22 protein-coding genes and 1 riboswitch are annotated in these 25,260 nt (G+C 34.1%); of the genes, 15 read left to right on the forward strand and 7 right to left on the reverse strand.

The window, feature by feature from the left end:
• Nucleotides 1-12 precede the first annotated feature (12 nt).
• The gene (gene ilvA / locus AC22L0_RS05380; protein ID WP_087968066.1) at nucleotides 13-1,275 is read left to right on the forward strand and encodes a threonine ammonia-lyase IlvA; all 1,263 of its coding nucleotides are present in this window, start codon (nucleotides 13-15) and stop codon (nucleotides 1,273-1,275) included.
• Nucleotides 1,276-1,355: 80 nt separating this feature from the next.
• On the opposite strand, the gene AC22L0_RS05385 is transcribed toward ilvA, so the two are convergent.
• Nucleotides 1,356-1,583 (reverse strand): hypothetical protein, encoded by a 228-nt coding sequence (locus AC22L0_RS05385; protein WP_087968063.1) that lies wholly within the window; start codon nucleotides 1,581-1,583, stop codon nucleotides 1,356-1,358.
• Nucleotides 1,584-1,635: 52 nt separating this feature from the next.
• Complete coding sequence (locus AC22L0_RS05390; RefSeq protein WP_000854542.1) at nucleotides 1,636-2,739, reverse strand: CapA family protein; 1,104 nt, start codon at nucleotides 2,737-2,739, stop codon at nucleotides 1,636-1,638.
• Nucleotides 2,740-2,943: 204 nt separating this feature from the next.
• Between AC22L0_RS05390 and AC22L0_RS05395 the strand changes: the two genes are divergently transcribed.
• From AC22L0_RS05395 to AC22L0_RS05405, 3 genes are all read left to right on the forward strand, one after another.
• Nucleotides 2,944-3,660 (forward strand): DUF554 domain-containing protein, encoded by a 717-nt coding sequence (locus AC22L0_RS05395; RefSeq protein ID WP_000236039.1) that lies wholly within the window; start codon nucleotides 2,944-2,946, stop codon nucleotides 3,658-3,660.
• A gap of 18 nt (nucleotides 3,661-3,678) precedes the next feature.
• A complete protein-coding gene (locus AC22L0_RS05400) occupies nucleotides 3,679-4,539 on the forward strand; it encodes a GNAT family N-acetyltransferase (protein ID WP_087968061.1) in 861 nt (286 codons plus the stop codon).
• Nucleotides 4,540-4,706: 167 nt separating this feature from the next.
• Nucleotides 4,707-5,921, forward strand: coding sequence for a multidrug efflux MFS transporter (locus AC22L0_RS05405; protein ID WP_061654551.1), 1,215 nt, complete (start codon nucleotides 4,707-4,709; stop codon nucleotides 5,919-5,921).
• Nucleotides 5,922-5,975: 54 nt separating this feature from the next.
• Here the strand turns inward: AC22L0_RS05405 and AC22L0_RS05410 are convergent, their stop codons facing one another.
• Nucleotides 5,976-6,737 carry a DODA-type extradiol aromatic ring-opening family dioxygenase gene (locus tag AC22L0_RS05410; RefSeq protein WP_087968059.1) on the reverse strand — a complete coding sequence of 254 codons (762 nt, stop codon included), beginning with the start codon at nucleotides 6,735-6,737 and terminating at the stop codon, nucleotides 5,976-5,978.
• Between the two features lie 212 nt (nucleotides 6,738-6,949).
• Between AC22L0_RS05410 and AC22L0_RS05415 the strand changes: the two genes are divergently transcribed.
• The 7 genes from AC22L0_RS05415 (at nucleotide 6,950) to AC22L0_RS05445 (ending at nucleotide 14,671) form a co-directional block, all read left to right on the forward strand.
• Nucleotides 6,950-7,873 carry an alpha/beta hydrolase gene (locus AC22L0_RS05415; protein WP_087968057.1) on the forward strand — a complete coding sequence of 308 codons (924 nt, stop codon included), beginning with the start codon at nucleotides 6,950-6,952 and terminating at the stop codon, nucleotides 7,871-7,873.
• Between the two features lie 293 nt (nucleotides 7,874-8,166).
• The gene (locus tag AC22L0_RS05420) at nucleotides 8,167-8,811 is read left to right on the forward strand and encodes a LytTR family DNA-binding domain-containing protein (protein ID WP_000390208.1); all 645 of its coding nucleotides are present in this window, start codon (nucleotides 8,167-8,169) and stop codon (nucleotides 8,809-8,811) included.
• Nucleotides 8,812-8,938: 127 nt separating this feature from the next.
• Nucleotides 8,939-10,453 carry a succinyl-CoA:acetate CoA-transferase ScpC gene (gene scpC, locus AC22L0_RS05425; RefSeq protein WP_087968055.1) on the forward strand — a complete coding sequence of 505 codons (1,515 nt, stop codon included), beginning with the start codon at nucleotides 8,939-8,941 and terminating at the stop codon, nucleotides 10,451-10,453.
• A 226-nt stretch (nucleotides 10,454-10,679) separates the two neighbouring features.
• Nucleotides 10,680-11,123: a GNAT family N-acetyltransferase gene (locus AC22L0_RS05430; protein WP_000701894.1), complete on the forward strand. Its 444-nt coding sequence runs from the start codon at nucleotides 10,680-10,682 to the stop codon at nucleotides 11,121-11,123.
• A 27-nt stretch (nucleotides 11,124-11,150) separates the two neighbouring features.
• On the forward strand, nucleotides 11,151-11,510 hold the full coding sequence (locus tag AC22L0_RS05435; protein ID WP_000342922.1) for a YunG family protein: 360 nt from the start codon (nucleotides 11,151-11,153) through the stop codon (nucleotides 11,508-11,510).
• Nucleotides 11,511-11,563: 53 nt separating this feature from the next.
• Entirely contained in the window at nucleotides 11,564-12,889 is a 1,326-nt protein-coding gene (locus tag AC22L0_RS05440) for a bifunctional S-methyl-5'-thioadenosine deaminase/S-adenosylhomocysteine deaminase (protein WP_002196386.1), read from the forward strand.
• A 153-nt stretch (nucleotides 12,890-13,042) separates the two neighbouring features.
• Nucleotides 13,043-14,671: a peptide ABC transporter substrate-binding protein gene (locus tag AC22L0_RS05445; protein ID WP_000823519.1), complete on the forward strand. Its 1,629-nt coding sequence runs from the start codon at nucleotides 13,043-13,045 to the stop codon at nucleotides 14,669-14,671.
• A 51-nt stretch (nucleotides 14,672-14,722) separates the two neighbouring features.
• Here AC22L0_RS05445 and AC22L0_RS05450 read toward each other — a convergent pair whose 3' ends face one another.
• Both AC22L0_RS05450 and AC22L0_RS05455 read right to left on the reverse strand, forming a co-directional pair.
• The gene (locus AC22L0_RS05450) at nucleotides 14,723-15,253 is read right to left on the reverse strand and encodes a GNAT family N-acetyltransferase (RefSeq protein WP_000484219.1); all 531 of its coding nucleotides are present in this window, start codon (nucleotides 15,251-15,253) and stop codon (nucleotides 14,723-14,725) included.
• Nucleotides 15,254-15,449: 196 nt separating this feature from the next.
• Nucleotides 15,450-16,745 (reverse strand): Nramp family divalent metal transporter, encoded by a 1,296-nt coding sequence (locus AC22L0_RS05455; RefSeq protein ID WP_001030677.1) that lies wholly within the window; start codon nucleotides 16,743-16,745, stop codon nucleotides 15,450-15,452.
• 478 nt (nucleotides 16,746-17,223) lie between these two features.
• On the opposite strand from AC22L0_RS05455, the gene trhO reads away from it, so the two are divergent.
• Entirely contained in the window at nucleotides 17,224-18,183 is a 960-nt protein-coding gene (trhO, locus tag AC22L0_RS05460; protein WP_000246215.1) for an oxygen-dependent tRNA uridine(34) hydroxylase TrhO, read from the forward strand.
• Between the two features lie 251 nt (nucleotides 18,184-18,434).
• On the opposite strand, the gene AC22L0_RS05465 is transcribed toward trhO, so the two are convergent.
• Nucleotides 18,435-19,910: a hypothetical protein gene (locus tag AC22L0_RS05465; RefSeq protein ID WP_087968052.1), complete on the reverse strand. Its 1,476-nt coding sequence runs from the start codon at nucleotides 19,908-19,910 to the stop codon at nucleotides 18,435-18,437.
• A gap of 175 nt (nucleotides 19,911-20,085) precedes the next feature.
• Between AC22L0_RS05465 and panE the strand changes: the two genes are divergently transcribed.
• Nucleotides 20,086-21,030 (forward strand): 2-dehydropantoate 2-reductase, encoded by a 945-nt coding sequence (gene panE / locus AC22L0_RS05470; RefSeq protein WP_001221896.1) that lies wholly within the window; start codon nucleotides 20,086-20,088, stop codon nucleotides 21,028-21,030.
• A 64-nt stretch (nucleotides 21,031-21,094) separates the two neighbouring features.
• Here the strand turns inward: panE and AC22L0_RS05475 are convergent, their stop codons facing one another.
• The gene (locus AC22L0_RS05475; protein WP_000031873.1) at nucleotides 21,095-21,223 is read right to left on the reverse strand and encodes a hypothetical protein; all 129 of its coding nucleotides are present in this window, start codon (nucleotides 21,221-21,223) and stop codon (nucleotides 21,095-21,097) included.
• Nucleotides 21,224-21,363: 140 nt separating this feature from the next.
• Nucleotides 21,364-21,510: riboswitch (cyclic di-AMP (ydaO/yuaA leader) on the forward strand.
• A 144-nt stretch (nucleotides 21,511-21,654) separates the two neighbouring features.
• Between AC22L0_RS05475 and AC22L0_RS05480 the strand changes: the two genes are divergently transcribed.
• Together AC22L0_RS05480 and nheA are read left to right on the forward strand one after the other, a co-directional pair.
• On the forward strand, nucleotides 21,655-23,481 hold the full coding sequence (locus AC22L0_RS05480) for an APC family permease (RefSeq protein WP_000254887.1): 1,827 nt from the start codon (nucleotides 21,655-21,657) through the stop codon (nucleotides 23,479-23,481).
• Between the two features lie 598 nt (nucleotides 23,482-24,079).
• Entirely contained in the window at nucleotides 24,080-25,240 is a 1,161-nt protein-coding gene (nheA, locus tag AC22L0_RS05485) for a non-hemolytic enterotoxin NHE subunit A (RefSeq protein ID WP_000751832.1), read from the forward strand.
• Nucleotides 25,241-25,260 lie beyond the last annotated feature (20 nt).

Here is a 25,260-nt window from a genome sequence, read left to right on the forward strand (position 1 = left end):
GGATGATATATAATGGTGCAAAAGGTAAAGGAGAGAGTGAAAATTGAAGATATCTTAATGGCTCATAATTGCATGAAAGATATCGTTATTAAAACACCGTTACAACGTGATACAGTTTTATCTGAGAAATATGATTGTGACGTTTATGTAAAACGAGAAGATTTACAATTAATTCGCTCTTTCAAAATTCGTGGTGCATACAATTTGATTCAAAGTTTACCTAAAGAAAAGTTACAAAACGGTGTTGTTTGTGCAAGTGCTGGTAATCATGCGCAAGGAGTTGCTTATACATGTAATTTATTGAAGATTCCGTCGAAAATATTTATGCCCACAACAACACCGAAACAAAAAGTATCACAAGTACAATTTTTCGGTGGTGATTTCGCAGAGATTGTATTAGTTGGTGATACATTCGATAGCTCTTTCCAAGAAGCACAGTGTTATTGTGAAGAAAATAGAATGACATTTGTTCATCCGTTTGATGATCCGTATGTAGTTGCTGGTCAAGGGACAGTGGCAGTTGAAATTATGCATGATATGGAGAAACCGGTTGATTATATCTTTACGGCAATCGGCGGTGGTGGATTAGCATCAGGTGTTGGTACATATGTAAAAGGTGTTAGTCCTACTACAAAGGTTATTGGTGTAGAACCGATGGGAGCTGCCTCTATGAAAGAGGCTTTTCTTCAAAATGATAATGTCGTATTAGAGAAAATAGATAGTTTTGTTGATGGGGCAGCGGTTAAAAAGGTAGGAAAGTTAACTTTTGAAACTTGTAAAGATGTAATTGATGACATCGTTTTAGTACCAGAGGGGAAAGTTTGTACGACGATTTTAGAACTGTATAAGAAAAATGCGATTGTAGCTGAACCGGCTGGTGCACTCTCTATTGCAGCACTTGATTTATACAGGGATGAAATAAAAGGTAAAACAGTTGTATGTACGCTAAGTGGTGGAAATAATGACATTGATAGAATGCAAGAAATGAAAGAACGATCTCTCATTTACGAAGGGTTAAAGCATTATTTCATCATTGAATTCCCACAGCGTTCAGGCGCGTTAAGAGAATTTCTTGATAAAGGATTGGGGCCAGAAGATGATATTACTCGTTTTGAGTATATTAAGAAACATAATAAGGAAAATGGTCCAGCACTAGTCGGAGTAGAGTTAAAACATAAAGAAGATTATGAGCAATTAATTACTCGCTTTAAAGAAAATAATATTCAATTTATGGAGCTTAATAAAAACCCTGTTTTGTTTGATTTGCTTATTTAATAGAAGGGAAGAATAAGCATCTAAATAAAAAAGATAGATACAAGCAAAGAAATATAGTGCTTGTTCTATCTTTTTTATAGTTAAACTAGATACTCATTAAATTCAAGAAGAATAAAGCTAGTTAACCAAAAAAATATCGCAATGCGAATAATTACATATATAGTAAATTCAAAGGTAGTAAGTTTTCGTTCGCGTTTTATTTTTTTTAGAAATCTAACAGAAAAAACTGAACATAAAAGTAGAACGGCTATAGACATTTTATAAATATTTTCTAACAAACTTACATTTTCTAATAAGTTTTTCAGCATGTTTATCACCTATTCTGTAAAGTAGATTACAGAGAAATAGATCTTGAGCTGTCTAGTTTCGTTTATTTTTTATTTTCCCTGTATCATCAATTTCTACATCAGTTGAAATTGTTTGTAAATATTGAAGAGCTTTTTTCTTTTCTTCCTCATTTACAGGGGAAACTTGGTTGTTGCGAATGATATAAGGATTGAATGACATTTGGACATCCTTTCCTTTAAAAGTTAAAGTTAATACGCCAGTTTCGGCGCTTTTTCCATTCACATAACTTGGGAATAAAAAGTTACCTAATGAGTAAGCGATAGGAACTTTATTATAATACTCAAACCCTTGTAACCAATGTGGATGGCTTCCGACAATCGCGTTAGCTCCTGCTTCAACCATTTTAGGTACATATTGCTTTTGGTATTCTACCGGACGGTTTGATTTTTCAACGCCCCAATGCATATAGACGATTAAATAGTCTGCATCTTGTTTTTGTTCTTTAATTGTTTTTGTTACAAGATTTAAATCATAGCCATTCGCAACGCCAGGTTTATTCTCACCAGCTACCCAATTAGAATCAGGCATAAATCGAACGAAGGAAAGAAATTTAAACTTTTTCCCTTTTACGGTCATTTCTCGTGCTGTATATGTATCTTTCGCATTTTTTCCGGCTCCAATGTAAGGGAACTTTAATTTTTCTACGTGAGAAATCGTATCTAATAATCCATCTTGCCCATAATCAAGTGTGTGGTTATTCCCAATATTTACGATGTCATATCCAGTGTTTTTAATAGCTTGTAGTGTAGATGGATCACTTTTAATCCAAAACAGTTGCCCAGGTGCTTTCTTTTCTTTCGTTGTAAATGCCGATTCTAAATTCACAAAAGAAATATCAGCTTTTTTTATTTCTTCTTTTACATGTTGGAATGGGTAATCAGCCCCATTCTTTTCGATTATAGGACGTAATTGCCAATCAAACATTGTATCACCAGAGAAGGTGAGTGTGATTTCTTGGTCTTCTATTTTCTTTTCGCTTTTTGAAGCGGTTTTACTAGATTTGTTTTGTAAATCGGGTTTGTCTTTTGCTTTTGAAATAAAAGAGTAATTGATTAATAAAACAATCGGTGTAATGAAAAAGGCTATTAACAAAAATCGTTTTAGTAAAGTTTTCATATATACCTTCCCTTTTAATATTATCCCGCAATTAAATTAACAATGAATCTATTAAAGGTAATTAAAGTTACAAAAAAACAGCGGGTTATGTAGTGGAAAACATTTGTTAATATTCTCAATATTAAGTTAACATATAGATAACCTGTAAATCAATGTATAAACCAAAATATAGAAATAAAGAATTCGAAGGGTGAAGAATGAGAAATGGTTATATTAGGAGCAGTTGTAAATGGAATTTGTATTATATTTGGTACTTTACTTGGTAAATTATTTAGTAGGATTCCAGAAAGTATGAAAGGGACGATAATGCACGCAATCGGTTTAGCGGTTACTGTGCTTGGGCTTCAAATGGCATTAAAAAGTGAAAACTTTCTTGTTGTCATACTGAGTTTAGTGATTGGTACGGTAATTGGAGAATGGTTACAATTAGAAGAAAAGTTAAAAAATTTAGGGGATTGGCTAGAAAATAAAGTTGGATCGAAGGGGAAAGGAAGCATATCAGAAGGTTTTGTAACAGCTACTTTAATTTTTGCAATTGGTGCGATGGGGATACTTGGTGCACTTGACAGTGGGATTCGCGGAAATCATAATATTTTATTTACCAAGGCAATTATCGATGGATTTATTTCTATTATATTAACGACAACTCTAGGAATTGGCGTAGTATTTTCGGCGATTCCAGTTGTTTTATATGAAGGTGGTATTGCAGTTTTTGCAACACAAATTAATAGTTTTGTCCCGGAAGAATTAATGAACCAATTTATAGTGGAGATGACGGCTACGGGCGGCATTATGATATCTGCTATTGGATTGAACTTGCTTAGTATTATTAAAATCAAGGTGGCAAATTTACTTCCAGGTATATTGGTAGTAGGTGTAATTGTTTCAATTATTTATGGTTACGGTTTGTTAGTAAATTAGTAGAGGGTGGAAACACATATGGAGGAATTTCAATTTACAAAACGTGTGCATAAAATATTGGAGATTGCAGCAGAAGAGAGTGAGTATAACATAATTCAACCAGTCCATCTGTTCATAGGTATGTGTAAAGAAGGTACAGGAGTTTGCGCTGAGTTATTTATGTATTTGTTTCATAAAGTCGTTCCAGATTTTTTAGAAAAACTTTCGTTACGAAAACGATTCGATTTACATCATCAAGAGTATAAAAAAATAGGGCAATATAAACTATCTTATAAGGCGATAGAAATTTTACAAATAGCGAAGAAACGTATGGAACGCTTTCAGCAAGTAGTAATCAATGAAGGACATGTTATGTATGCATTATTTCGTGTAGATACAGATATTGGTGAATTTATACATACACAAATGCAAAAAGATATATTACGTATTACAGCTGCACCGAGAGACTTAGCGGTTGATTTAAATAGTTTTAAATCTATTTATAATACATTATTTTGTCATGTAAGAAGAGCTAGTCCTTCTGATTTTGATAAGTTATCACGATTTGTGGCGGCTGAATTTGGTGAACGGTGGTTACAGTCGGTTGATTACGGATTTCGGACATATAATGAAAAGTTACCTATCTATATTGCACAGCAGGAGGAAGTAATAGTTGGTTTCGCCTGTTACGATGTAGTGAGAGGAAAGAAAGGATTGTTTGGTCCAATGGGCATAGCGAAACAAAATCGTGTGAAAGGTGTAGGAAAAGAATTATTGCATCATTGTTTATATAATATGAAGCAAGATGGATATGAATATGCGATTATTGGACAAGCAGGTCCCATTGAGTTTTACGAGAGAAATTGTAATGCTCGTTTAATACCGATAGATAATAATTAACCAACTTCATCTAGAGGAGTTGGTTTTATTATGAAAATGATGTAGAGATGTAGTGATTTTTACTAGAAAATAGCGGGTTTTGTAGTAAATCTTGCATATAAAGCAAATTACTAAACTTTTGACAAGAAAGGGTGTAGAATGGGTATCTAAAGAAAGAAGGTGTGAAAATGGCCAGCTGGAAACGAAATTTAATGATTTGTTGGCTAGGTTGTTTTACCACTGCAGCCGGTATGAGTTTAGTAATTCCTTTCTTATCTTTTTATATTGAGGAATTAGGAGTAACTGGCACTTCAAGCATTGCACAGTGGTCGGGACTTGCATTTGGTGTAACATTTTTAATGGGTGCGATCGTATCGCCAATATGGGGAAAGCTTGGTGATATACATGGACGGAAACTGATGCTTATTCGTGCTAGCCTCGGTATGGCGATTATTATGACGCTTATGGGGTTTGTAACGGATGTGTATCAACTAGTCGCACTAAGATTTTTAATGGGAGCAGTATCTGGTTTCCTTTCAACAGCGATGACATTTATTGCAGCAGAAACTCCGAAAGAACATTCAGGTTGGGCAATTTCCACAATTTCAACTGGTGGTGTGAGCGGTTCGTTACTTGGCCCGTTACTTGGAGGTTATTTGTCTGAGTTAATTGGAATGCGTCATGTCTTTCTTGTTACAGGAGCTTTTTTATTCCTTTCCTTTCTCATCGTTTTTTTCTTCCTGCATGAAGAAAATCACTCTGCTCAAGCAAAAAAAACACAGCCGAAAAAAGTATGGACGATGGTCCCAGCGAAGCATTTAATTATTAGTTTATTTGTAACAACATTTATTATTCAACTTGCTAATATGTCAGTTCAACCAATTGTTACATTGTACGTAAAAAATTTAGTAGGTCCTCATACTGCACATATTGAAACAATTGCGGGTGCAGTTATGTCAGCGACAGGATTAGCAGTTATTTTGGCAGCACCAAGACTAGGAAGATTATCAGATCATATCGGTCCTCAAAAAACGTTAGTTGTAGCGTTGTTTGCAGCAGGAATTATTTTTATCCCGCAAGCATTTGTAACCTCAGCTTGGCAACTATTAATTCTTCGATTTTTATTAGGTATCGCACAAGCAGGATTATTGCCTTCCGTACAAACTCTACTAAAACAACATACACCAACCCATGTTACGGGACGAATATTTGGATATAATCAGTCGTTTCAGTTTTTAGGAAATATGATTGGTCCAGTGCTCGGGGGACAAATTGCAGCGCATGCAGGCTTCCAATATGTTTTCCTCTCTACATCATCACTATTATTTATTGCGTGTATCTGGGTTTATTTTCATAATAAGAACGAAGAAGTATCAGAGGAACAACGTTTGGAAGTTAGTTAACTAAGTGAATGAAAAAGAAAAAGGATGAAGCAACATGTGCTTCATCCTTTTTCTTTAAAATCGAAGACAGAGATAACTTAATGTACCAAGCTCATAACTACGGTGAATGACTTCACCGCTATATTCACCACTTCCCATAGCGATAAATAAAGGAACAAAATGCTCTGCTCTTGGTACTGCTAATTGTGCATGAGGAGCATTTTCCTCCCAATTAAACAATGCATCTTTATCGTTATTCTGCATATGTTTAATAATCCAATCATCAAATTCAATTGCCCATTTTTCAGGTGTAGTTTGATTCCATTTCAGTGCTCGTAAATTATGAACGGTAACGCCACTACCGATTACTAAAATATCTTCTTGTCCGAGTCCTTTAAGTGCTTCTCCAATTTCAAATTGTTCTTTTGCAGAAAGGAATGGATTGACTGATATTTGCACGACAGGAATATTTGCTCCTGGATACATACGATGCAGAAGTGTCCATGAACCATGATCTAAACCTCTCGTCATATTATGATGAACTGGAATACCTTTGTTCTTAAATTTTGTTTCTAACATAGATGCAATGCTAGAAGAGCCTTTCACACGATATTTGATTTCGTATAACTCAGGGGGGAAACCTCCAAAATCATAAATTGTTTCATATTCGTTATCTGATGAGGAAATCGTTAATACTTCACTTTCCCAGTGAGCAGTGAAAATAACAATTGCTTTCGGTTTATATGTTTCTCCAAGTGTTTTTAAAAATCGTGTATAGTCTGTATCTTGAATAGCGAGCATAGGCGAACCATGTGCTAAAAATAGTGATGGCATCATAATAGTAGAAACCTCCTAAAAAATATATAGTTACTTTATGTAAGTGACTATATATTTTTATTTTTGGTTCGTCAAGAGATTAGTTTGAAAGCAAGTCTGAAAAATACATCATTTGTCATAATGAAAGCAATTACATATAATATAAAATAAGAAAAGTGAATGGATATTCATTTTTCTTAAAGGTATACATAATAAATTTGGGGGCTGACGAAATGAATGTACAGGAAAGTTTCGTTACGGCATTGGATGGATCGGAAATTTATTTGCGTAAATGGTTACCAGAAGGAGATCCGAGAGGAATTATTCAAATTGCACATGGCATGACAGAGCATGCAGGGGTGTATACAGAATTTGTAGATGCTTTATTGGAAGCAGGGTATGGTGTTTATGCGCATGATCATAAAGGACATGGGAAAACAGTAAAAAAAGAAGAAGATTATGGTCATTTTGAACCAAATATAGGGTGGAATCAAGTTGTATCGGATGTTATCTTTGTTTCAGAAAGGATAAAAGAAGAGCAGTCAAGTCCTTTGTTTTTACTTGGACATAGTATGGGTTCTTTTTTATCAAGACGTGCTGTACAACTTAGAGGTGAACTATATGATGGATTTCTGATTTCAGGAACAGGTGGAAATCCAGGGCTTTTAGGAGCCGTTGGTCATAAAGTAGCGACAATCGAAATGAAATTGCGTGGGGCAAAAACGAAAAGTCCAATGCTAAACTTTTTATCTTTCGGAAACTTCAATTCGAACTTTAAGCCAAATCGTACAAAATTTGATTGGTTATCTTCAGATAATAATCAAGTTGATAAATATATTGCGGATCCGTTATGTGGTTTCATTTGTACGACAAGTTTTTACCGAGAATTATTTTCTGGTGTATTAGAAGTAAATAAACTAGAAGAATACAAGAAGACGCCAAAGAATCTTCCAATACATATATTTTCTGGTGATCGCGATCCTGTTGGCGATATGGGGAAAGGTGTAAAAGAAGTATATGAAAACTATAAAAAATGTGGTGTGAAAGACGTGACACTACGTTTATATGAAAATGGTAGGCATGAAATGTTTCATGAAGTAAATAAGGATGAAGTATTTAAAGATTTAATTTCTTGGTTAGATGCGCATAATAAATGAGAAAGATAATCCCAAACTGTTTGTAGTTTGGGATTATTTATTTTACAGAAATACGGGCAATAAATTCTTAAATTCACTTTACTTAATAAAAAATAAATCTTATTCTATAGTCGTTAAAAAATAAAGAAATATTGTATGAGAGGAAACCTCACTTTTCTGAAGTGAGGCTTTTTGTAGTAACGAAGTAATAGTGAATAAAACTAATTTTAAAAGTAACTTAAAATCAAACTTTTTATAAAGCAACAGATGCTCGTTCATAATAGTAGTATAATAGTGAATGAGGTGTTAATAGAATGGAAGATAGAACATTAGGTTTATTACTAGATGTTGTTGGTGAATTATTTTCAGATGAAATTTCAATTGCTGTTTCGAATACGAAAGAATATATTTACTATCGGCCAAGTAAACGAATTGATTTAAAGATTAGCGCTGGGGATTCTATAAAGGAAGGAACGATTGCTCATAAAGCGATGGTGATGAATCAAAAAACATCTGAGTTTATGAATCGGGATGTTTTTGGTATTCCTTATCATGGAATGGCTGTACCATTTTCAAACAATGGAAAGCTTGAAGGGTGCGTAACGGCAATTTATCCAGCTTTAACGGATGGAAAGTCAGTCGTTACTTTAAAAACAACAGATGGCTGGATTCCGGTTCCTTTTTCAAAGGTTATGTATTTAGAGGCTAAAGATAAAAAGACGTACGTGAATTCAGAAGAGTTATCAGGAACACATAAATACTCTCTGCAAGAATTCGAATACTTGCTTCCTAAAGATTCATTTATTAGATGTCACCGTTCATTTATTGTAAATGTTAATCATATTAAAGCGATTTATCCTGATACCCATTCTACTTTTGTACTTTCGATGGATAATGGTGAGAGAGTACCAGTTAGTCAATCATACGCTAGTTATTTCCGTAAGCTTCTAGGATTCTAAATTTTTCTGCTTTAGAACCTAAATTTGCTGTTCTGTCTGAATTTTCGGCATTGTATACTAAAATCCCTATTTTGATAGTGTAAATGTGTAAAATAATTATGAATATTCAATGAGAGAGGGATTACATATGGAGAATAATTTAGATAGAATCAGAGATCAACGTCTAAAAGATCGGGTAGTTACACCTGAAGAAGCAGCTTCCTGGATTCAAAGTGGAATGACTTTAGGCTTAAGTGGGTTTACACGTGCAGGTGATGTAAAAGCAGTCCCATTTGCGCTTGTAAACCGAGTTAAGAATGATGAATCTTTTAAAGTAAATGTTTATACTGGGGCTTCTTTAGGCTCGGATGTAGACAAATTATTTGCTGAGGCAGGAATTTTAGGGAAAAGATTACCTTTCCAAGCTGACGCGACGATGCGAAAAGGAATTAATAACGGAGACTTTTTATTTGTGGATCAACACTTATCTCATACAGCAGAGTTACTCCGCGCTGACGTTCTGGATATAGATTTCGCTATTTTGGAAGCGGTTGCGATTACAGAGGACGGAATGATTATTCCAACCACTTCAATTGGAAATTCCTTAGCGTTTTCCTTAAATGCTAAGTCTATTATTATTGAAATGAATATGGCTCAATCCACGCAATTAGAGGGACTACATGATCTATATGAACCAGGTAAACCAGGGGAGAGGCTTCCAATTCCGCTTGTGAAAACAGATGACCGAATTGGAACAATCGGTATTCCAATTGATCCTGAAAAAGTAAAGGGAATTGTGTTTACGAATCAATTGGATTCGCCATCGACAATTGTTCCTCCGGATGAAGAAACGGTCATTATGGCACAGCATTTAATAGAATTCCTTCGAGAAGAAGTTAAAATAGGGCGATTAACAAATCGTTTAGCGCCGTTACAATCAGGAATTGGTTCAGTTGCTAACGCAGTATTGCATGGAATGTTAGATTCAGAATTTGAAGATTTAGAAGTGTATTCTGAAGTTTTACAAGATGCAGTTTTTGATCTGATGGATGCTGGAAAAGTCAATTTTGCTTCTTGTTGTTCTATCACGCTTTCTGAAGAGAAAATGCAACAAGTATTTTCTAACTTTGAAAAATATCGTGACAAATTAATGATGCGTCCGCAAGAGATTTCCAATCATCCTGAAATCATTCGTCGCCTTGGATTAATCTCAATTAATACTGCATTAGAATTAGATATATACGGAAATGTTAACTCTACTCACGTTTTAGGTACAAAAATGATGAATGGAATTGGTGGGTCTGGTGATTTTGCAAGAAATGCACGCCTAGCTATCTTTGTTACTAAATCGATTGCGAAAGGTGGTAACATTTCAAGTATTGTTCCTTTCGTTTCTCATGTAGACCATACTGAACATGATGTAGATGTTATTGTTACTGAACAGGGGTATGCCGACTTAAGGGGACTTGCGCCAAGAGAAAGAGTGGAACTTATTATTGAGAATTGCGCACATCCAATGTATCGTGATCAACTACGTGCTTATTACGAAGAAGCAAAAACAAGAGGTGGACAAACTCCTCATATTTTAGAAAAAGCTTTTTCTTGGCATACGAATTATGCTAAAAATGGAACAATGCTTGAAGCGGTAGTAGAAACTGTATAGGTTTGTATCGTACGAAATAGTAAAACGAATGAGTGAGTTTGAAGATTAAATTTTAGAAAAAGAGAACACCAACTTTTAGGGATGGTGTTCTTTTTCTTTAAAAAAATTGTACTGGTTATAATAAAGATTTATAAAAATAACCTCTAATTTATGAAAAAAAAGGTTTTTTGAAGTGCTTTCCGAATCAATTTAGTAGTTTACATATCGAAGGTGAGGAGAAAGAATCATGAAGATAAGAGAAGCGTTATTAAGTGAAGCAAATGAATTAAGTGAATTCGCACTACAATCAAAAGCAACGTGGGATTATAGTGAAGAATTCATACTTGCTTGTAAGGAAGATTTAACAATTACAGAAGAATACATAAAAAATAATTTTGTATATGTTTTAGAAAACGATAATGCGAAGATTGGTTTTTTCTCATTTTTACGTAATGATAAAGCTCTCGATTTCTTGTACATTCATCCTGATTACAAAGGAAAAGGTTACGGGAAAATACTTTGGGAGTACGTAATAGAAAAAGCCAATGAACTAGGATTAAAAAGTTTTACAATTGATAGTGATCCGAATGCAAAAGGATATTACTTGAAAATGGGGGCACAGTTAATAGGAGAGACACCATCAACTGTCTTTAAGGGTCGTGTACTGCCTCTTTTGAAATATGATGTGTAAAACTATTAATAGTAGGGGAAGATTAGAATGGATGATGTAAAGGGAAAAAGAATATATGAAGCACTAATAAAATCGTGGTCGATTGAAACAAGTTCAAAGTGGACAATTGAAAATCCAGCAAAGGGACAGTGTGGTGTAACGGCTCTAGTCGTTCAAGATATATGTGGAGGGAAAATTATAAAGACAAAAATAGGGGGCGTGTGGCATTTTTATAACTTTATAGATGGGCAGAGGTTTGATTTTACAGAGTCTCAATTCAATGAAAACCTGAATTACTTGGGTGTGGAATCAAATCGGGAAGAAGCATTTGCAGATACAAATGAAAAGCAATATAGCATTTTGAAGGGAAAAATAACGAAAGAATTAAAATTATCTTTTGACTCTTAATCTTTAATAAGTTACTATAATGGTGGTAACTTATTAAAGGGAACTTCATAGAGTTGAAAGGGGAAATACTTTTGAAAACAACTTATGTAAACGCTACAATTGTAACGATGAATGAACAAAACGAAGTGATAGAAAATGGATATATCATTGTAGAAAATGATCAAATTATAGATGTAAAGAGCGGAGAATTCGCTAATGATTTTGAAGTAGATGAAGTAATTGACATGAAAGGAAAGTGGATTTTACCAGGGCTTGTAAATACACATACACACGTTGTAATGAGTCTCCTAAGAGGTATTGGCGATGATATGTTATTACAGCCGTGGCTTGAGACGAGAATTTGGCCACTGGAAAGTCAATTTACTCCCCAAATTGCGGTCGCTAGTACGGAATTAGGATTACTTGAGATGGTGAAAAGTGGTACAACATCATTCTCTGACATGTTTAATCCAATTGGAGTAGATCAAGACGCAATTATGGAAACGGTATCAAGGAGCGGGATGCGAGCTGCTGTTTCAAGGACTTTATTTAGCTTCGGAACGAAAGACGATGAAAAGAAAGCGATTGAAGAAGCTGAGAAATATGTGAAGCGTTACTATAACGAAAGTGGCATGTTAACTACGATGGTTGCACCACATAGTCCATATACATGTAGTACAGAATTGTTAGAAGAGTGCGCACGGATTGCAGTAGAGAATCAAACGATGGTTCATATCCATCTTTCTGAAACAGAGCGTGAAGTACGTGATATTGAAGCACAATATGGAAAACGTCCAGTAGAATATGCAGCGAGCTGCGGATTGTTTAAACGCCCAACAGTTATTGCACACGGTGTAGTATTAAATGAAGATGAGCGTGCATTTTTAGCAGAAAATGACGTTCGAGTAGCTCATAATCCGAATAGTAATTTAAAACTAGGTTCTGGTATAGCGAATGTAAAAGCGATGCTAGAAGCAGGAATAAAAGTAGGAATTGCAACAGATAGTGTTGCATCTAACAATAATTTAGATATGTTTGAAGAAATGCGCATAGCGACTTTACTACAAAAAGGTATTCACCAAGATGCAACAGCTTTACCAGTTGAAACAGCTCTTACACTTGCGACAAAAGGAGCTGCTGAAGTAATCGGGATGAAACAAACAGGATCACTTGAGATTGGAAAATGTGCTGATTTCATTACAATTGATCCGTCTAATAAGCCTCATTTACAACCAGCGGATGAAGTGTTATCACACCTTGTATATGCTGCTAGTGGAAAAGATATAAGCGATGTAATTATTAACGGAAAACGTGTCGTTTGGAATGGCGAATGTAAAACGTTAGATGAAGAGCGTATTATATTTGAAGCAAGTCGTTATAAACGAGGTTTGCAAAGATAACTAATTATGTGGCAGTTGAAAAAGCTATCCTTTTAAAAGGATAGCTTTTTTCTTGAACGAATAAATATTCAAAAGAATGTCGCATCTTTCTGTTCATATTTCTGCTATAATATATAACGCTTTATAATATTTTATACTTAAGGAGAACAACTCATGAAGCGAAAAAAGAGCCATTTAATGGTAATGGCACTTGTTACATCTTTATTATTAACAGCTTGTAATAATAAAGCGAATAAAAGTGATACAGAGGTTAAAAAACAAGTGTTAAATGTAACAGTATCAGAAGAAATTCCTTCTCTGGACACTGCGAAAACGATGGATGGTACATCAGCACACGTTATGCAAAACATATTTGAAGGGTTATATGTATTAAATGATCAAGATCAGCCTACTCCAGCAGTAGCAAAATCGTTTAAAAGAAGTGAAGATGGTAAGAAATATACATTTAACTTGCGTAAAGATGCAAAATGGTCAAATGGAGATAATGTAACAGCAAATGATTTTATATTTGCATGGAAACGTGCAATTAACCCTGAAACGGCATCTCAATATGCATACATGCTCTTTTATGTGAAAAATGCGAAAGAGATTAATAAGGGAACAATGCCTCTTGATGCACTTGGGGTTAAAGCAATAAATAATTATACGTTAGAAGTTGAACTGGAACAGCCAGTTCCGTATTTTTTACAGTTGTTAGCACTACCTATATACTTACCACAGCATGAATCATTTTTGAAAGAACAAGGAAACAATTATGCATTGGAACCTAGTAATCTCATATATAACGGGCCATTTGTATTAGAAAAATGGAAGCATGAACAAGAGTTTCAATTAAAGAAGAATGCTGCATATTGGGATCGAAAGAAAGTGAAATTAGACGAAATAAACTTTCATATCGTAAAGGATACAATGACAGCTGTAAATTTATATGAAGCCGGAGATTTGGATCGAGTACCTATTAATTCGCAAATTGTAGACAAGTATAGAGGGAATAAGGAATTACATATGTCGAGTGATCCTGGAATTGCCATGCTTCGTTTTAATGAAAAAAATACCGCGTTAGCAAATAAAAAAGTGCGTCAATCTATTTCATTAGCGTTAAATAAAGATGATTTTGTTGCTCACTTTATTAATAACGGAGCAAAACCTGCAAGCGGGCTTGTACCAGTTGGTCATGTAAATGAAGTGACCGGTAAAGATTTTAGAAAAGAAAACGGAGATCTTTCTTCATATGATTTGCAAAATGCGCAAAAGATTTGGAAAGAAGCGAAAAAAGAGCTTGAAGTAGAGCAAGTAAACCTCGAGTTTTTAACGTTTGAACAAGATAATGCAAAACGGATGGCAGAATATATAAAAGGTGATTTAGAAAAGAATTTGCAAGGAATCGCGATACAAATTAAACAACAGCCATTTAAGCAAAAATTACAGTTAGAACAAACAGGTGATTACGATATAACTATGGCAAATTGGGGACCTGACTATAAAGACCCAATTAGTTATTTAGAGTTATTTACGACAGGGAATCCGAATAATAAAATGAATTATTCTAATGTTCATTACGATGAATTAATAAAGAAAGCGAAAACGGATTTTGTACTAGATACGGAAAACCGATGGGAAGCGTTGCGAGAAGCCGAGCAGGTATTATTAGAAGATGCTGCGGTAGCGCCGCTTTATCATATTGGCTCAGCATATGTACAAAAGGATTATGTAAAAGGAATTGAAAAGCATCAATTTGGTGGTATTTATACTTATAAGAATGCTTATATTGCTAATGAATAAATACAAAAAACCTTACTTTTTAAAAGTAAGGTTTTTTACACATGAATTCTATTAAACCGATTTTAATAAAGCGTAAAAATTCGTATCATATGGGACATCATCTTGATACATATAATTTTTTAGAACGCCTTCTTTTTCAAAGCCTAATTTTAATAGTACTTTATTGGAAGCTTCATTTTCAAGAAATACAATTGCTCCAATCCGCTTTAAATGAATCGTATGGAAACCGTATGATATAACCTCAGAAACAGCTTCAGTCGCATATCCTTTTCCCCAGTGTTCAGGCAAAAAGGCATAACTTATATTGGCTCGTTTATGCTCAGAAGACCAATCGTGAAAACCAATGGTACCAATGAGTTCTTTCGTGTCTTTTAATTCGATTCCCCATTTTATACCGCTTCTTGCATTGTAACTCAACTTAAAATTATGAATGATTTGCTTCACTTGATCAATATCTTGTAACGGTTTTTGGCCATAATAGCGCAGTACATTAGTATTAGAAAAGCATTGTAGTATACGCGGTGCATCTTCTTCGGTAAGTTCTCTTAAAATGAGTCTTTCAGTTTTTAATAAAGGAAACATATTTTCGCTCCTTTTCACATGAAAATAGAATGTATTTGTTATTATATAATTTAATCTGAAAATAAAGATTATTCAAGGCGTAAGGAAGTTATTGGCTGGAAATAGATTATAAAATTTATTTTAAAAAGACTTTATAGGATTAATACAAATAATGAAAAAAGGGTATTCCAAATTAAAATTGGAATACCCTTTTTCATTATCCTACAAATGTTTGATACAGTAAGAAGATATTTAAAATGATAACGAGTGCTGCAATTATCCAAGCGATAAATGTTGTTATACGGTGGTTAACGAGTGCACCCATAATCTTTTTGTTACTTGTAAACATAATAAGTGGTACTAGCGCAAATGCAATACCGAATGATAAGACGACTTGGCTCATGACTAGAGCGTAAGTTGGATTTACACCTAAAGCGATAATAACTAATGGTGGAATCATTGTAATAAATCGGCGTAAGTATAACGGAATATGCATGCGAATGAAACCTTGCATAATAATATCACCCGACATTGTACCGACAGAAGAGCTAGATAGTCCTGCTGATAAAAGTCCAATCCCAAATAATGCAGCCGATACAGGACCTACTAAATTGGTAAATTGAGTGTAAGCAACATCTAAATCTTCAACGTGCAAGCCGTTTTTAAAGAATAGTGCAGCAGCAACAATTAACATACTTGCATTAATTGCTCCAGCAATAACCATTGCAATAATAATATCGATAAATTCGAAACGAAAAATCTTTTTCTTTTGTTCGTCAGTTGTTCCGACCACGCGGCGTTGTGTTAATGCAGAATGCAAGTATATTGCATGTGGCATAACTGTTGCACCTAAAATCCCTGCTGCAAGTAATATACTGTCTACACCTTGGAATTTTGGAATAAATAGTCCTGAAAGAAGGGGACTTAATTCTGGTTTTGCATAAAAAACTTGAATCCCAAAAGCAATTACTACAATGAAAATCATTCCTGTAATAATAGCTTCTAGTGGACGAAATCCTCTACGTTGAAACTCAAGAATAATAAATGATCCGGCTGCAGTAATTAAAGCGGCAGGTAGCATCGGGATTCCAAATAGTAAGTAAAGCCCCAAAGCAGCTCCAATAAATTCCGCTAAATCTGTAGCCATAATAACTAGTTCACCTTGTATCCATAAGCCGATAGACACAGGCTTTGGAAAGTTTTCACGAGCTATTTCGGGTAAATTGTTTCCTGTAGCAATTCCTAATTTAGCTGATAAAGTTTGGATTAATACAGCCATTAAGTTAGAAGCGAGTATAACCCATAATAGTAAATATCCATATTGTGAACCAGCTGCGATATTTGTAGCAAAGTTGCCAGGATCAATATAAGCAACGGACGCGATAAAAGCGGGTCCTAAAAATGGTAACAGTCTTTTCCAGCCTTTTGTTTCTCCACTTAAAGCTAAGTGAGCTGATTGTACAGTTGTACTTTCAGAAGGGAGATGTTCATCTTTTGTTATATCTTTATTCATAGTAGTTTTCCCCTTTAAAATGTTAACTTGATGAAATTATTGTATTTATTCTTACTCATTATTTCAATACATTTAAATATATTATATGGTAATTTCATTTGAACACGAAAGTTTCCTTAATGCAAATTATATGCCTTTATGCAATGGATGGTGTGATAACGTAAAATGAATTGGGAGTTTATGGTGTGATGACGTGGGGAAACATAGTGAATTAAAGGGCTGTTTTTGAAATTTATGTGAACATAAAGCCGATAATACAGCATATTAATTGATGGAATTGCATTTGTATGATATATAATATATTGGGATTACAACATAACCATAGTGTTTTGGTGTGTAATCTTGTTTTTTATTTTTGTTAACTGATAGAAAATAGTATAAAGAAAAGAAAATGGGATTCATTTTCTTATTATATATGTTTTGATATGAACGTTAACTTATACATGATTTAAAAAATTAGATAGGTGGTAGAAATACATTGGCAACTACAAAACCATACAGAGTATTACTATATTACATGTACACAACAATTGAAAACCCAGAAGAATTCGCGGCAGAGCATTTAGCATTTTGTAATTCACTTGAATTAAAAGGAAGAATTCTTGTAGCAAAAGAAGGTATTAACGGAACTTGTTCTGGAACTGTAGAACAAACAGAGAAATACATGGAAGCAATGAACAATGATCCACGTTTTGACGGTATCGTATTTAAAATAGATGAAGCTGATGGTCATGCATTCAAGAAAATGCACGTGCGTCCTCGTCCAGAGTTAGTTACACTTCGTCTAGAAGATGACATTAACCCGCACGAAATAACTGGGAAGTATTTAGAGCCAAAAGATTTTTATGAAGCAATGAAACAAGAAGATACAGTTATCATTGATGCACGAAATGATTATGAATTTGATTTAGGTCACTTCAAAGGTGCGATTAAACCTGATATCGAATCCTTCCGTGAATTACCAGATTGGATTCGTGAAAACAAAGAAGTACTTGAAGGTAAAAAGATTTTAACTTATTGTACAGGCGGAATTCGTTGTGAGAAGTTTTCTGGTTGGTTAGTTCGTGAAGGCTATGAAGATGTAAGTCAGCTTCACGGCGGAATTGTAACGTACGGAAAAGACCCAGAAGTACAAGGTGAGCTTTGGGATGGACAATGTTACGTGTTCGATGAGCGTATCGCTGTACCAGTAAACCAAAAAGAACATGTTATCGTTGGTAAAGACCACTTTACAGGTGAACCTTGTGAGCGCTATGTAAACTGTTCAAATCCAGAATGTAATAAGAAAATTTTATGTTCTGAAGAAAACGAAGCGAAATATTTACGTGCATGTTCTCATGAATGTCGTGTAAGTCCACGTAACCGCTACGTAATACAACATGAATTAACGGAAGAGCAAGTAGCTACTGCATTAGAGCAAATCGAAGCAGGGAAATAAATTGAATTCGTATAATAAAAAGGGGTACTCCAAGTTTTATTTTGGAGCACCCTTTTTTTATTATACGGTTCTGTCATTTGTCGGTTTTTGTCGGTAAGTCGATATATCTTGAAAATCGCTGATATATTTTGAGTTGCGCTGATATATCTTAAAAATCGCTGATATATTTCGAGTTGTGCCGATATAATCGGAAAATCGCTGATAAAGATTTCACTTACTGCAGCGCGCCAAGAATTTGAAAATAACCTTCTTTAATTTTTATCTTCTTTCTCTTTAACGGCAGAAAGTACAGTTTGTTTTACCCAAGCTTTTCTTCGTTTATGCTGTAAACCCCATTGGTATAAACTTTGAGCTCCTAAAATAAGTGAAATGACAATGCCGCTAATCGCAATTAATAGAGCGAAAAATTCAAGAGGTGACGATATTTTGTTTGAATCGGTGTTTCTTAAAAGGTCAATCATAGTAAACCCTAACATTTGGCCCACTACAGAGTAGAGCGTTAAAATTAATAATAAGAGGCTATCTTTTTTAGAGGCGACATTTTCTTGATATTTAAACAAACTATCAAGATTTTGTTTCGCGTTCGAGTATAGAACCTCAATATTAAAAAGTTTTCTTAAACGAAAGAAAATATCTTCACTTTGTGATTGGGATACTAATTCTAAAGAAAAATAATTAGCAGTGAACGAATTGATCGAATAAATTAATTTCTCTATTTCATTAGTATCTTGTTCAATGTTTAGCTCAGCATAGGCGTTTGCCATTTTTAATAAAACAATTTTATGGAATAGGTTTAATAATAAAGCGTAATAAAATTCTCCGTACATTTGACTAGCAAGTTTAGCGATTTCGCGTTCTCCTTCATTTGTTACACATGTAAAAATATGTTCTTCCATTATGAAATAACGATTTGGAGCCCATCTCTGGTAAGCGTGTTTTTTTAAATAGTCATGAATGTAAGGAAGGTTATTTGCACTCACATATGGCTTACCATCACTTGTTAATCCGGAAAGACTAGAAGTACGATAAACATCCACTTCATTAAGTTCCATACCTTCTTTTAGTGACAATAAAGTTTGGACGTACATTCTTTGGTCTTCGAAGAAAGGGAAGGTTTGAAAGTATGAACTTCGTAATCTCTTCTTTTCAAAGAAATCAGTTACGCCATGAAATAAATAACCAAAAATGAATTTTTCAACTTGGGAATACTTTTTTCCGTTACATTCAATACAAATAGTCTCATTTGTATCATTTTTAGTTTCAAGTACACGGAAGCGAGCAGCGAATTCGATTGCTTCAGATAAAGTCATGCTTGGAGCAGTGTTTACTTCTGTTCGAATTGTTAAGAAGCCAAGTTCATAAGGACAAAGTGTTATATCAATAGAGTGTATCTTGAATGGGATTGAGATAAGGTTTGTTGTTAAATGTCCAGTTAAGTTAAGGTCCTTTGAATAACGTTGCAAGCCCTTTTGATGCTCTGAGTGAGGAAAGAGAATTTTATTTGTAAATGAAAGATAGTATGCTTCCATATTTTGATGTGAAACTTTAAACTCCCCATAATATGTATTTTCATCATAGAGATGATCGAGCCGAAAAGGACGGAAATCGTTTTTTTGTAAGAAAGGGAACATATTTTGTTCATATCCAGCTTTAAACGAAAACGGGAATATAAATTGAAATATAGCTGTTGCTACATCTTTTTCCTCAATTGCTTGTATTGCCTCCATCTACATTGTTTCCTTTCCATATATGCTATAGAAACAACATGCCCAAATTTATTTGAAAATAACCACTGTTTTATACTCGATTGAGAGTGAAAATTCAGCTTATTTAGCAGAGGACATGTATAATGTTATGTATACTAAAAGTTATAAAATTGTATTTTGAAAAGGGGGATGCTGTATGCGGATTTTAGTATTAGGCGCTGGTGGAGTCGGAGGATTTTTTGGTGGCAGATTAGTCGAAAAGGGAGAAGATGTTACATTTCTTGTTCGTAGTAAACGGAAAAAACAATTAGAGGAAAGAGGACTTGTAATCCGAAGTGTTAACGGGGATTTTTCCTTTCAACCGAAATTAATAACGAAGGAAGAGAGAACTTCTCCATTTGATGTCATTTTATTTTCAACAAAAGCGTATCACTTAAACGAGGCAATTCAAGATTTGAAGCCGTTTGTTGGCGAAGGTACTGTAATCATTCCATTGTTAAATGGTATCGCTCATTTATCACTATTACAAAAAGAATTCGGCGAAGAAAAAGTACTTGGCGGTTTATGCTTTATCGAGACGACGTTAAACGATCAAGGAGAAATTGTACAAACTAGCGCTGCCAACAGACTTGTGTTTGGAGAAATTAAGTCTCAAAATTCAGAGAGAGTAAAGCATATTTCTAAAGCATTTGCAGGTACGAAATCTAGTTTTGTTTTAAGTGAAAATATTACGCAAGATATGTGGCATAAATATTTATTTATTACTGTAATGTCCGGTGTGACAACGTTAATGCGTGCACCAATTGGACCAATTCGTGAAAGTGAAGGCGGCCGTGATTTTATCCGTAATGTATTTGAGGAATCTGTACAAATTATGAAAGTATTAGGAGCTCCAATAAAGGTTAATATTGCCCAGGAACATATGAAAACAATTGATAAAATTTCGTATGATATGAAGTCATCGATGCAACGTGATATGGAGAAGGGTTCGTTTATTGAAGGGAAGCACTTGCAAGGATATTTACTGGATGTAGCAGAGCAATTTTCTATAGCGGCACCATTATTAGGCACTATATATCAAAATTTAAAGGTGTATGAAGAGATGACCTTTAACAGATCTGTAATAGAATTAGATGTATGAAAAAATAAAAAAGATAGCAATATATAAGTGTATTGCTATCTTTTTTATTTTTTTGTATGACAAATTATTTATTTCTTTTCGTTCTATCTGTCAAATTTATTTCCTGTTCACGTTTACCATATAACTGATTAATTTCATTTGCTACTGCATCTAAATATGAATCGGAAAAAATAGGCTTCTTTTCTTTAGACATATGGGTCTCCTTTGCGGATTTTTTAGTATTCATTATGTATATTTCTCAGTGGATTATGCACAATCATTTTAATTTTTTTCTTATTAAAAATTTTTGTTTACTTTTTGAAAATAAAGGAGTATTATAATCCACAGTTTCAATTTTCTAAATCGCTGAAACCGCATGGTACGGGGGACCCGTTTTTACGGATTAGTACATAATCCGATGGGGTGAATCCTTAAAAAAGGTAGGGCTACTCATAGGCCCGAATCCGACAGCTAACCTCGTAAGCGTTATATTGAGAAGGAAGGTGGAGCTTGTGCGACAAAAAAAATAATGTCTACAAGTCTATTTCGCTATGGCTTGTAGACATTTTTTGTTTTCTGAGTAAATAGTTTACTGGCTGCAACAAGCAGAAAAGTTCGTACAAAATTATTGGAGAGTGGACAGCATTGGTTTCATCTATTAAAAGATTTTTAATTGGAAGACCGTTAAAATCAACGGAGCTTGGAGAACAAAAGCTTAATAAAACGAAAGCTTTAGCTATTTTATCTTCTGACGCATTGTCATCAGTTGCTTACGGTCCAGAGCAAATTTTAATTGCTTTAGCAGGTGTTGGAGCGATCGCTTATTGGTATTCCATTCCGATCGCTGTTGGGGTATTAGTATTATTGACAGCCCTTATTTTATCTTATCGTCAAATTATTTTTGCTTATCCGCATGGCGGGGGAGCGTATGTTGTATCAAAAGAAAATTTAGGGATGAATCCAGGCTTAATTGCTGGAGGATCTTTATTAGTTGACTATATTTTAACTGTTGCGGTAAGTGTGTCCGCTGGTACAGATGCAATTACGTCTGCGTTTCCTAGCTTACATGCACACAACGTAATTATTGCGGTTATATTTGTTATATTAATTACGATATTAAATTTAAGGGGAGTAACGGAATCAGCTTCCGTTTTAGCATATCCTGTTTATTTATTCGTTTTAGCACTATTTATATTAATTGGTGTGGGCATATATAATATTTTAACTGGTCATGTTTCACCCACTTTACATGCGCCAATTGGTACACCAGTTGCAGGGATTAGTTTATTTTTATTACTAAGAGCATTTGCATCAGGTAGTTCTGCTTTAACAGGTGTTGAAGCAATTTCAAATGCAATTCCGAACTTTAAAGATCCTGCGCCAAACAATGCTGCAAAAACATTGCTTGCAATGGGTGCATTACTTGCTGTGTTATTTTCAGGAATTGTATTTTTAGCTTATTATTACGGAGTGACTCCGAGTAAAGAAGTAACAGTTGTTTCTCAAATTGCTGAACAAACATTTGGACGTAATTTCATGTACTATTTCATACAAGGTACAACAGCTTTAATATTAATTCTTGCTGCTAATACAGGTTATTCTGCATTTCCTTTATTAGCGGTTAACCTTGCAAAAGATAAATTCATACCGAGAATGTTTACGATTAGAGGAGACCGCCTAGGTTACTCAAACGGTATTATTATACTTGGAGTTGCTTCGATTATTTTAATTGTAGCTTTCCAAGGGCAAACAGAACATTTAATTCCACTATATGCAGTAGGTGTATTTATTCCATTTACACTTTCTCAAACAGGGATGGTATTAAAATGGCTTCGCGAAAAGCCTGAAGGATGGGCTTTAAGATTAACGGTTAATTTAATTGGTGCAGTTATTAGTTTTATCGTAATGAGCATGTTCTTTTTAACTAAATTTGCACAAGTTTGGTCGATTCTTATTTTCTTACCAGTTATTATCTTCTTATTCCATCGAATTAAGAAGCATTATGATGCAGTGGGTGATCAATTAAGTTTAAAAACTTGCGAGCCTCTTATTCCAATTGAGGGGAATGTAATTGTCGTTCCTGTAGCAGGTATGACGCATGTAGTAGAAAATTCATTGAACTATGCGAAATCGCTTTCGGCAGATCAAGTTATCGCAGTATATGTTGCTTTTGACAGAGAAGAGGAAAAGAAATTTGAGGAGAAATGGAAGAAGTGGCAACCTGAAGTAAGGCTTGTTACATTACATTCTCATTATAGAAGTATTATTCAGCCGCTAACGAAGTTTATCGATACAGTGCAATATAAGGCAAGTGAATCGAATTACCGTGTTACGGTCGTTATACCACAGTTCATTCCGAAAAAAGGTTGGCATAACATTCTTCATAATCAATCCAGTTTACTTATACGTGCGTATTTACTTTATAAAAGAAATGTTGTTATTACGACAGTTCCATATCATTTGAAAAAATAAGAAAATTTTTTAAGGATAGCTTCGCGAAAATGAAGCTATCCTTTTTGTGTATATGCTATGCATAATTGCATATGGGGTTAAAAATTATACTAATATAACTTCATTGGTTATTTGAAAGTAGTGTTTTCTGTTGTGATATGTAGATATTTCAATCGATAAAGTGAATCGGATTATATTTTGAAATAAGGACATGAAAGCTTGAAAATAAAGGGAATGAAAATACTTCTTTACGATATATAAACAGCTGTGTTTAAATGACCTTACAGTACAAAACTTATATGAAAACAAAATGAAATTTCATATTTACGTATGTTGTTTAGTTTAAAATGAATAATATTTTTATGTAATATATTCACTGTGTGAATGTGGGAATTTCGATGAAATAGAAAATTTATACAATATTATTCATACTAAACACATATGAAAAATAATGAAATGTTTTGTGACGATAAGTAAGTACTGTAGCAATACGAGAGAGGTGGTTCATACATAGATCACGTTGAGAACGTTCTCTATTTTAACCATCTCAAATTATGGGCAAGAAAATAGAATAATAAAATGCGATAGTAATAGTTGCTAATACATAGGAGGAGTTAAAGTGAAAAAGACTTTAATTACAGGGTTATTGGTTACAGCGGTATCTACGAGTTGCTTCATTCCTGTAAGCGCTTACGCTAAGGAGGGGCAAACGGAAGTGAAAACAGTATATGCGCAAAATGTAATTGCTCCAAATACATTATCCAATTCAATTAGAATGTTAGGATCACAATCACCGCTTATTCAAGCATACGGATTAATTATTTTGCAACAGCCAGACATTAAGGTAAATGCGATGAGTAGCTTAACGAATCATCAAAAGTTTGCAAAGGCGAATGTACGAGAGTGGATTGATGAATATAATCCGAAGCTAATTGACTTAAATCAAGAGATGATGAGATACAGCACTAGATTCAATAGTTATTATAGTAAGCTCTATGAACTAGCAGGAAATGTAAATGAAGATCAGCAAGCAAAAACAGATTTTATGAGTGCATATGGAAAATTACAATTGCAAGTACAGAGCATCCAAGAGAGTATGGAGCAAGATTTATTAGAGTTAAATCGATTTAAAACAGTATTAGACAAAGATAGTAACAACTTATCAATTAAAGCCGATGAAGCAATAAAAACACTGCAAGGATCAAGTGGAGATATTGTGAAATTAAGAGAAGATATTAAAAGAATTCAAGGGGAAATTCAAGCTGAACTAACTACTATTTTGAATAGACCTCAAGAAATCATTAAAGGTTCTATTAATATCGGTAAACAAGTATTTACAATCACAAATCAAACTGCACAAACGAAAACAATCGATTTTGTTTCTATCGGTACTTTAAGTAATGAAATTGTAAATGCTGCAGATAGTCAAACGAGAGAAGCAGCTTTTCGCATTCAGCAAAAGCAAAAAGAGTTATTGCCACTTATTCAAAAGTTATCACAAACTGAAGCAGAGGCGACTCAAATTACATTCGTTGAAGATCAAGTAAATAGCTTTACAGAATTAATTGATCGTCAAATTACAACTTTAGAAACGTTATTAACGGATTGGAAAGTTTTAAATAATAATATGATTCAAATTCAAACAAATGTTGAAGAAGGCACGTATACAGACAGTAGTTTACTTCAAAAACATTTTAATCAAATTAAAAAAGTAAGTGATGAAATGAATAAGCAAACAAATCAATTTGAAGATTACGTTACAAACGTTGAAGTACATTAAATAGAAAAATAATTAGCGAT

The sequence above is a fragment of the Bacillus sp. LQ01 genome (assembly GCF_057624735.1).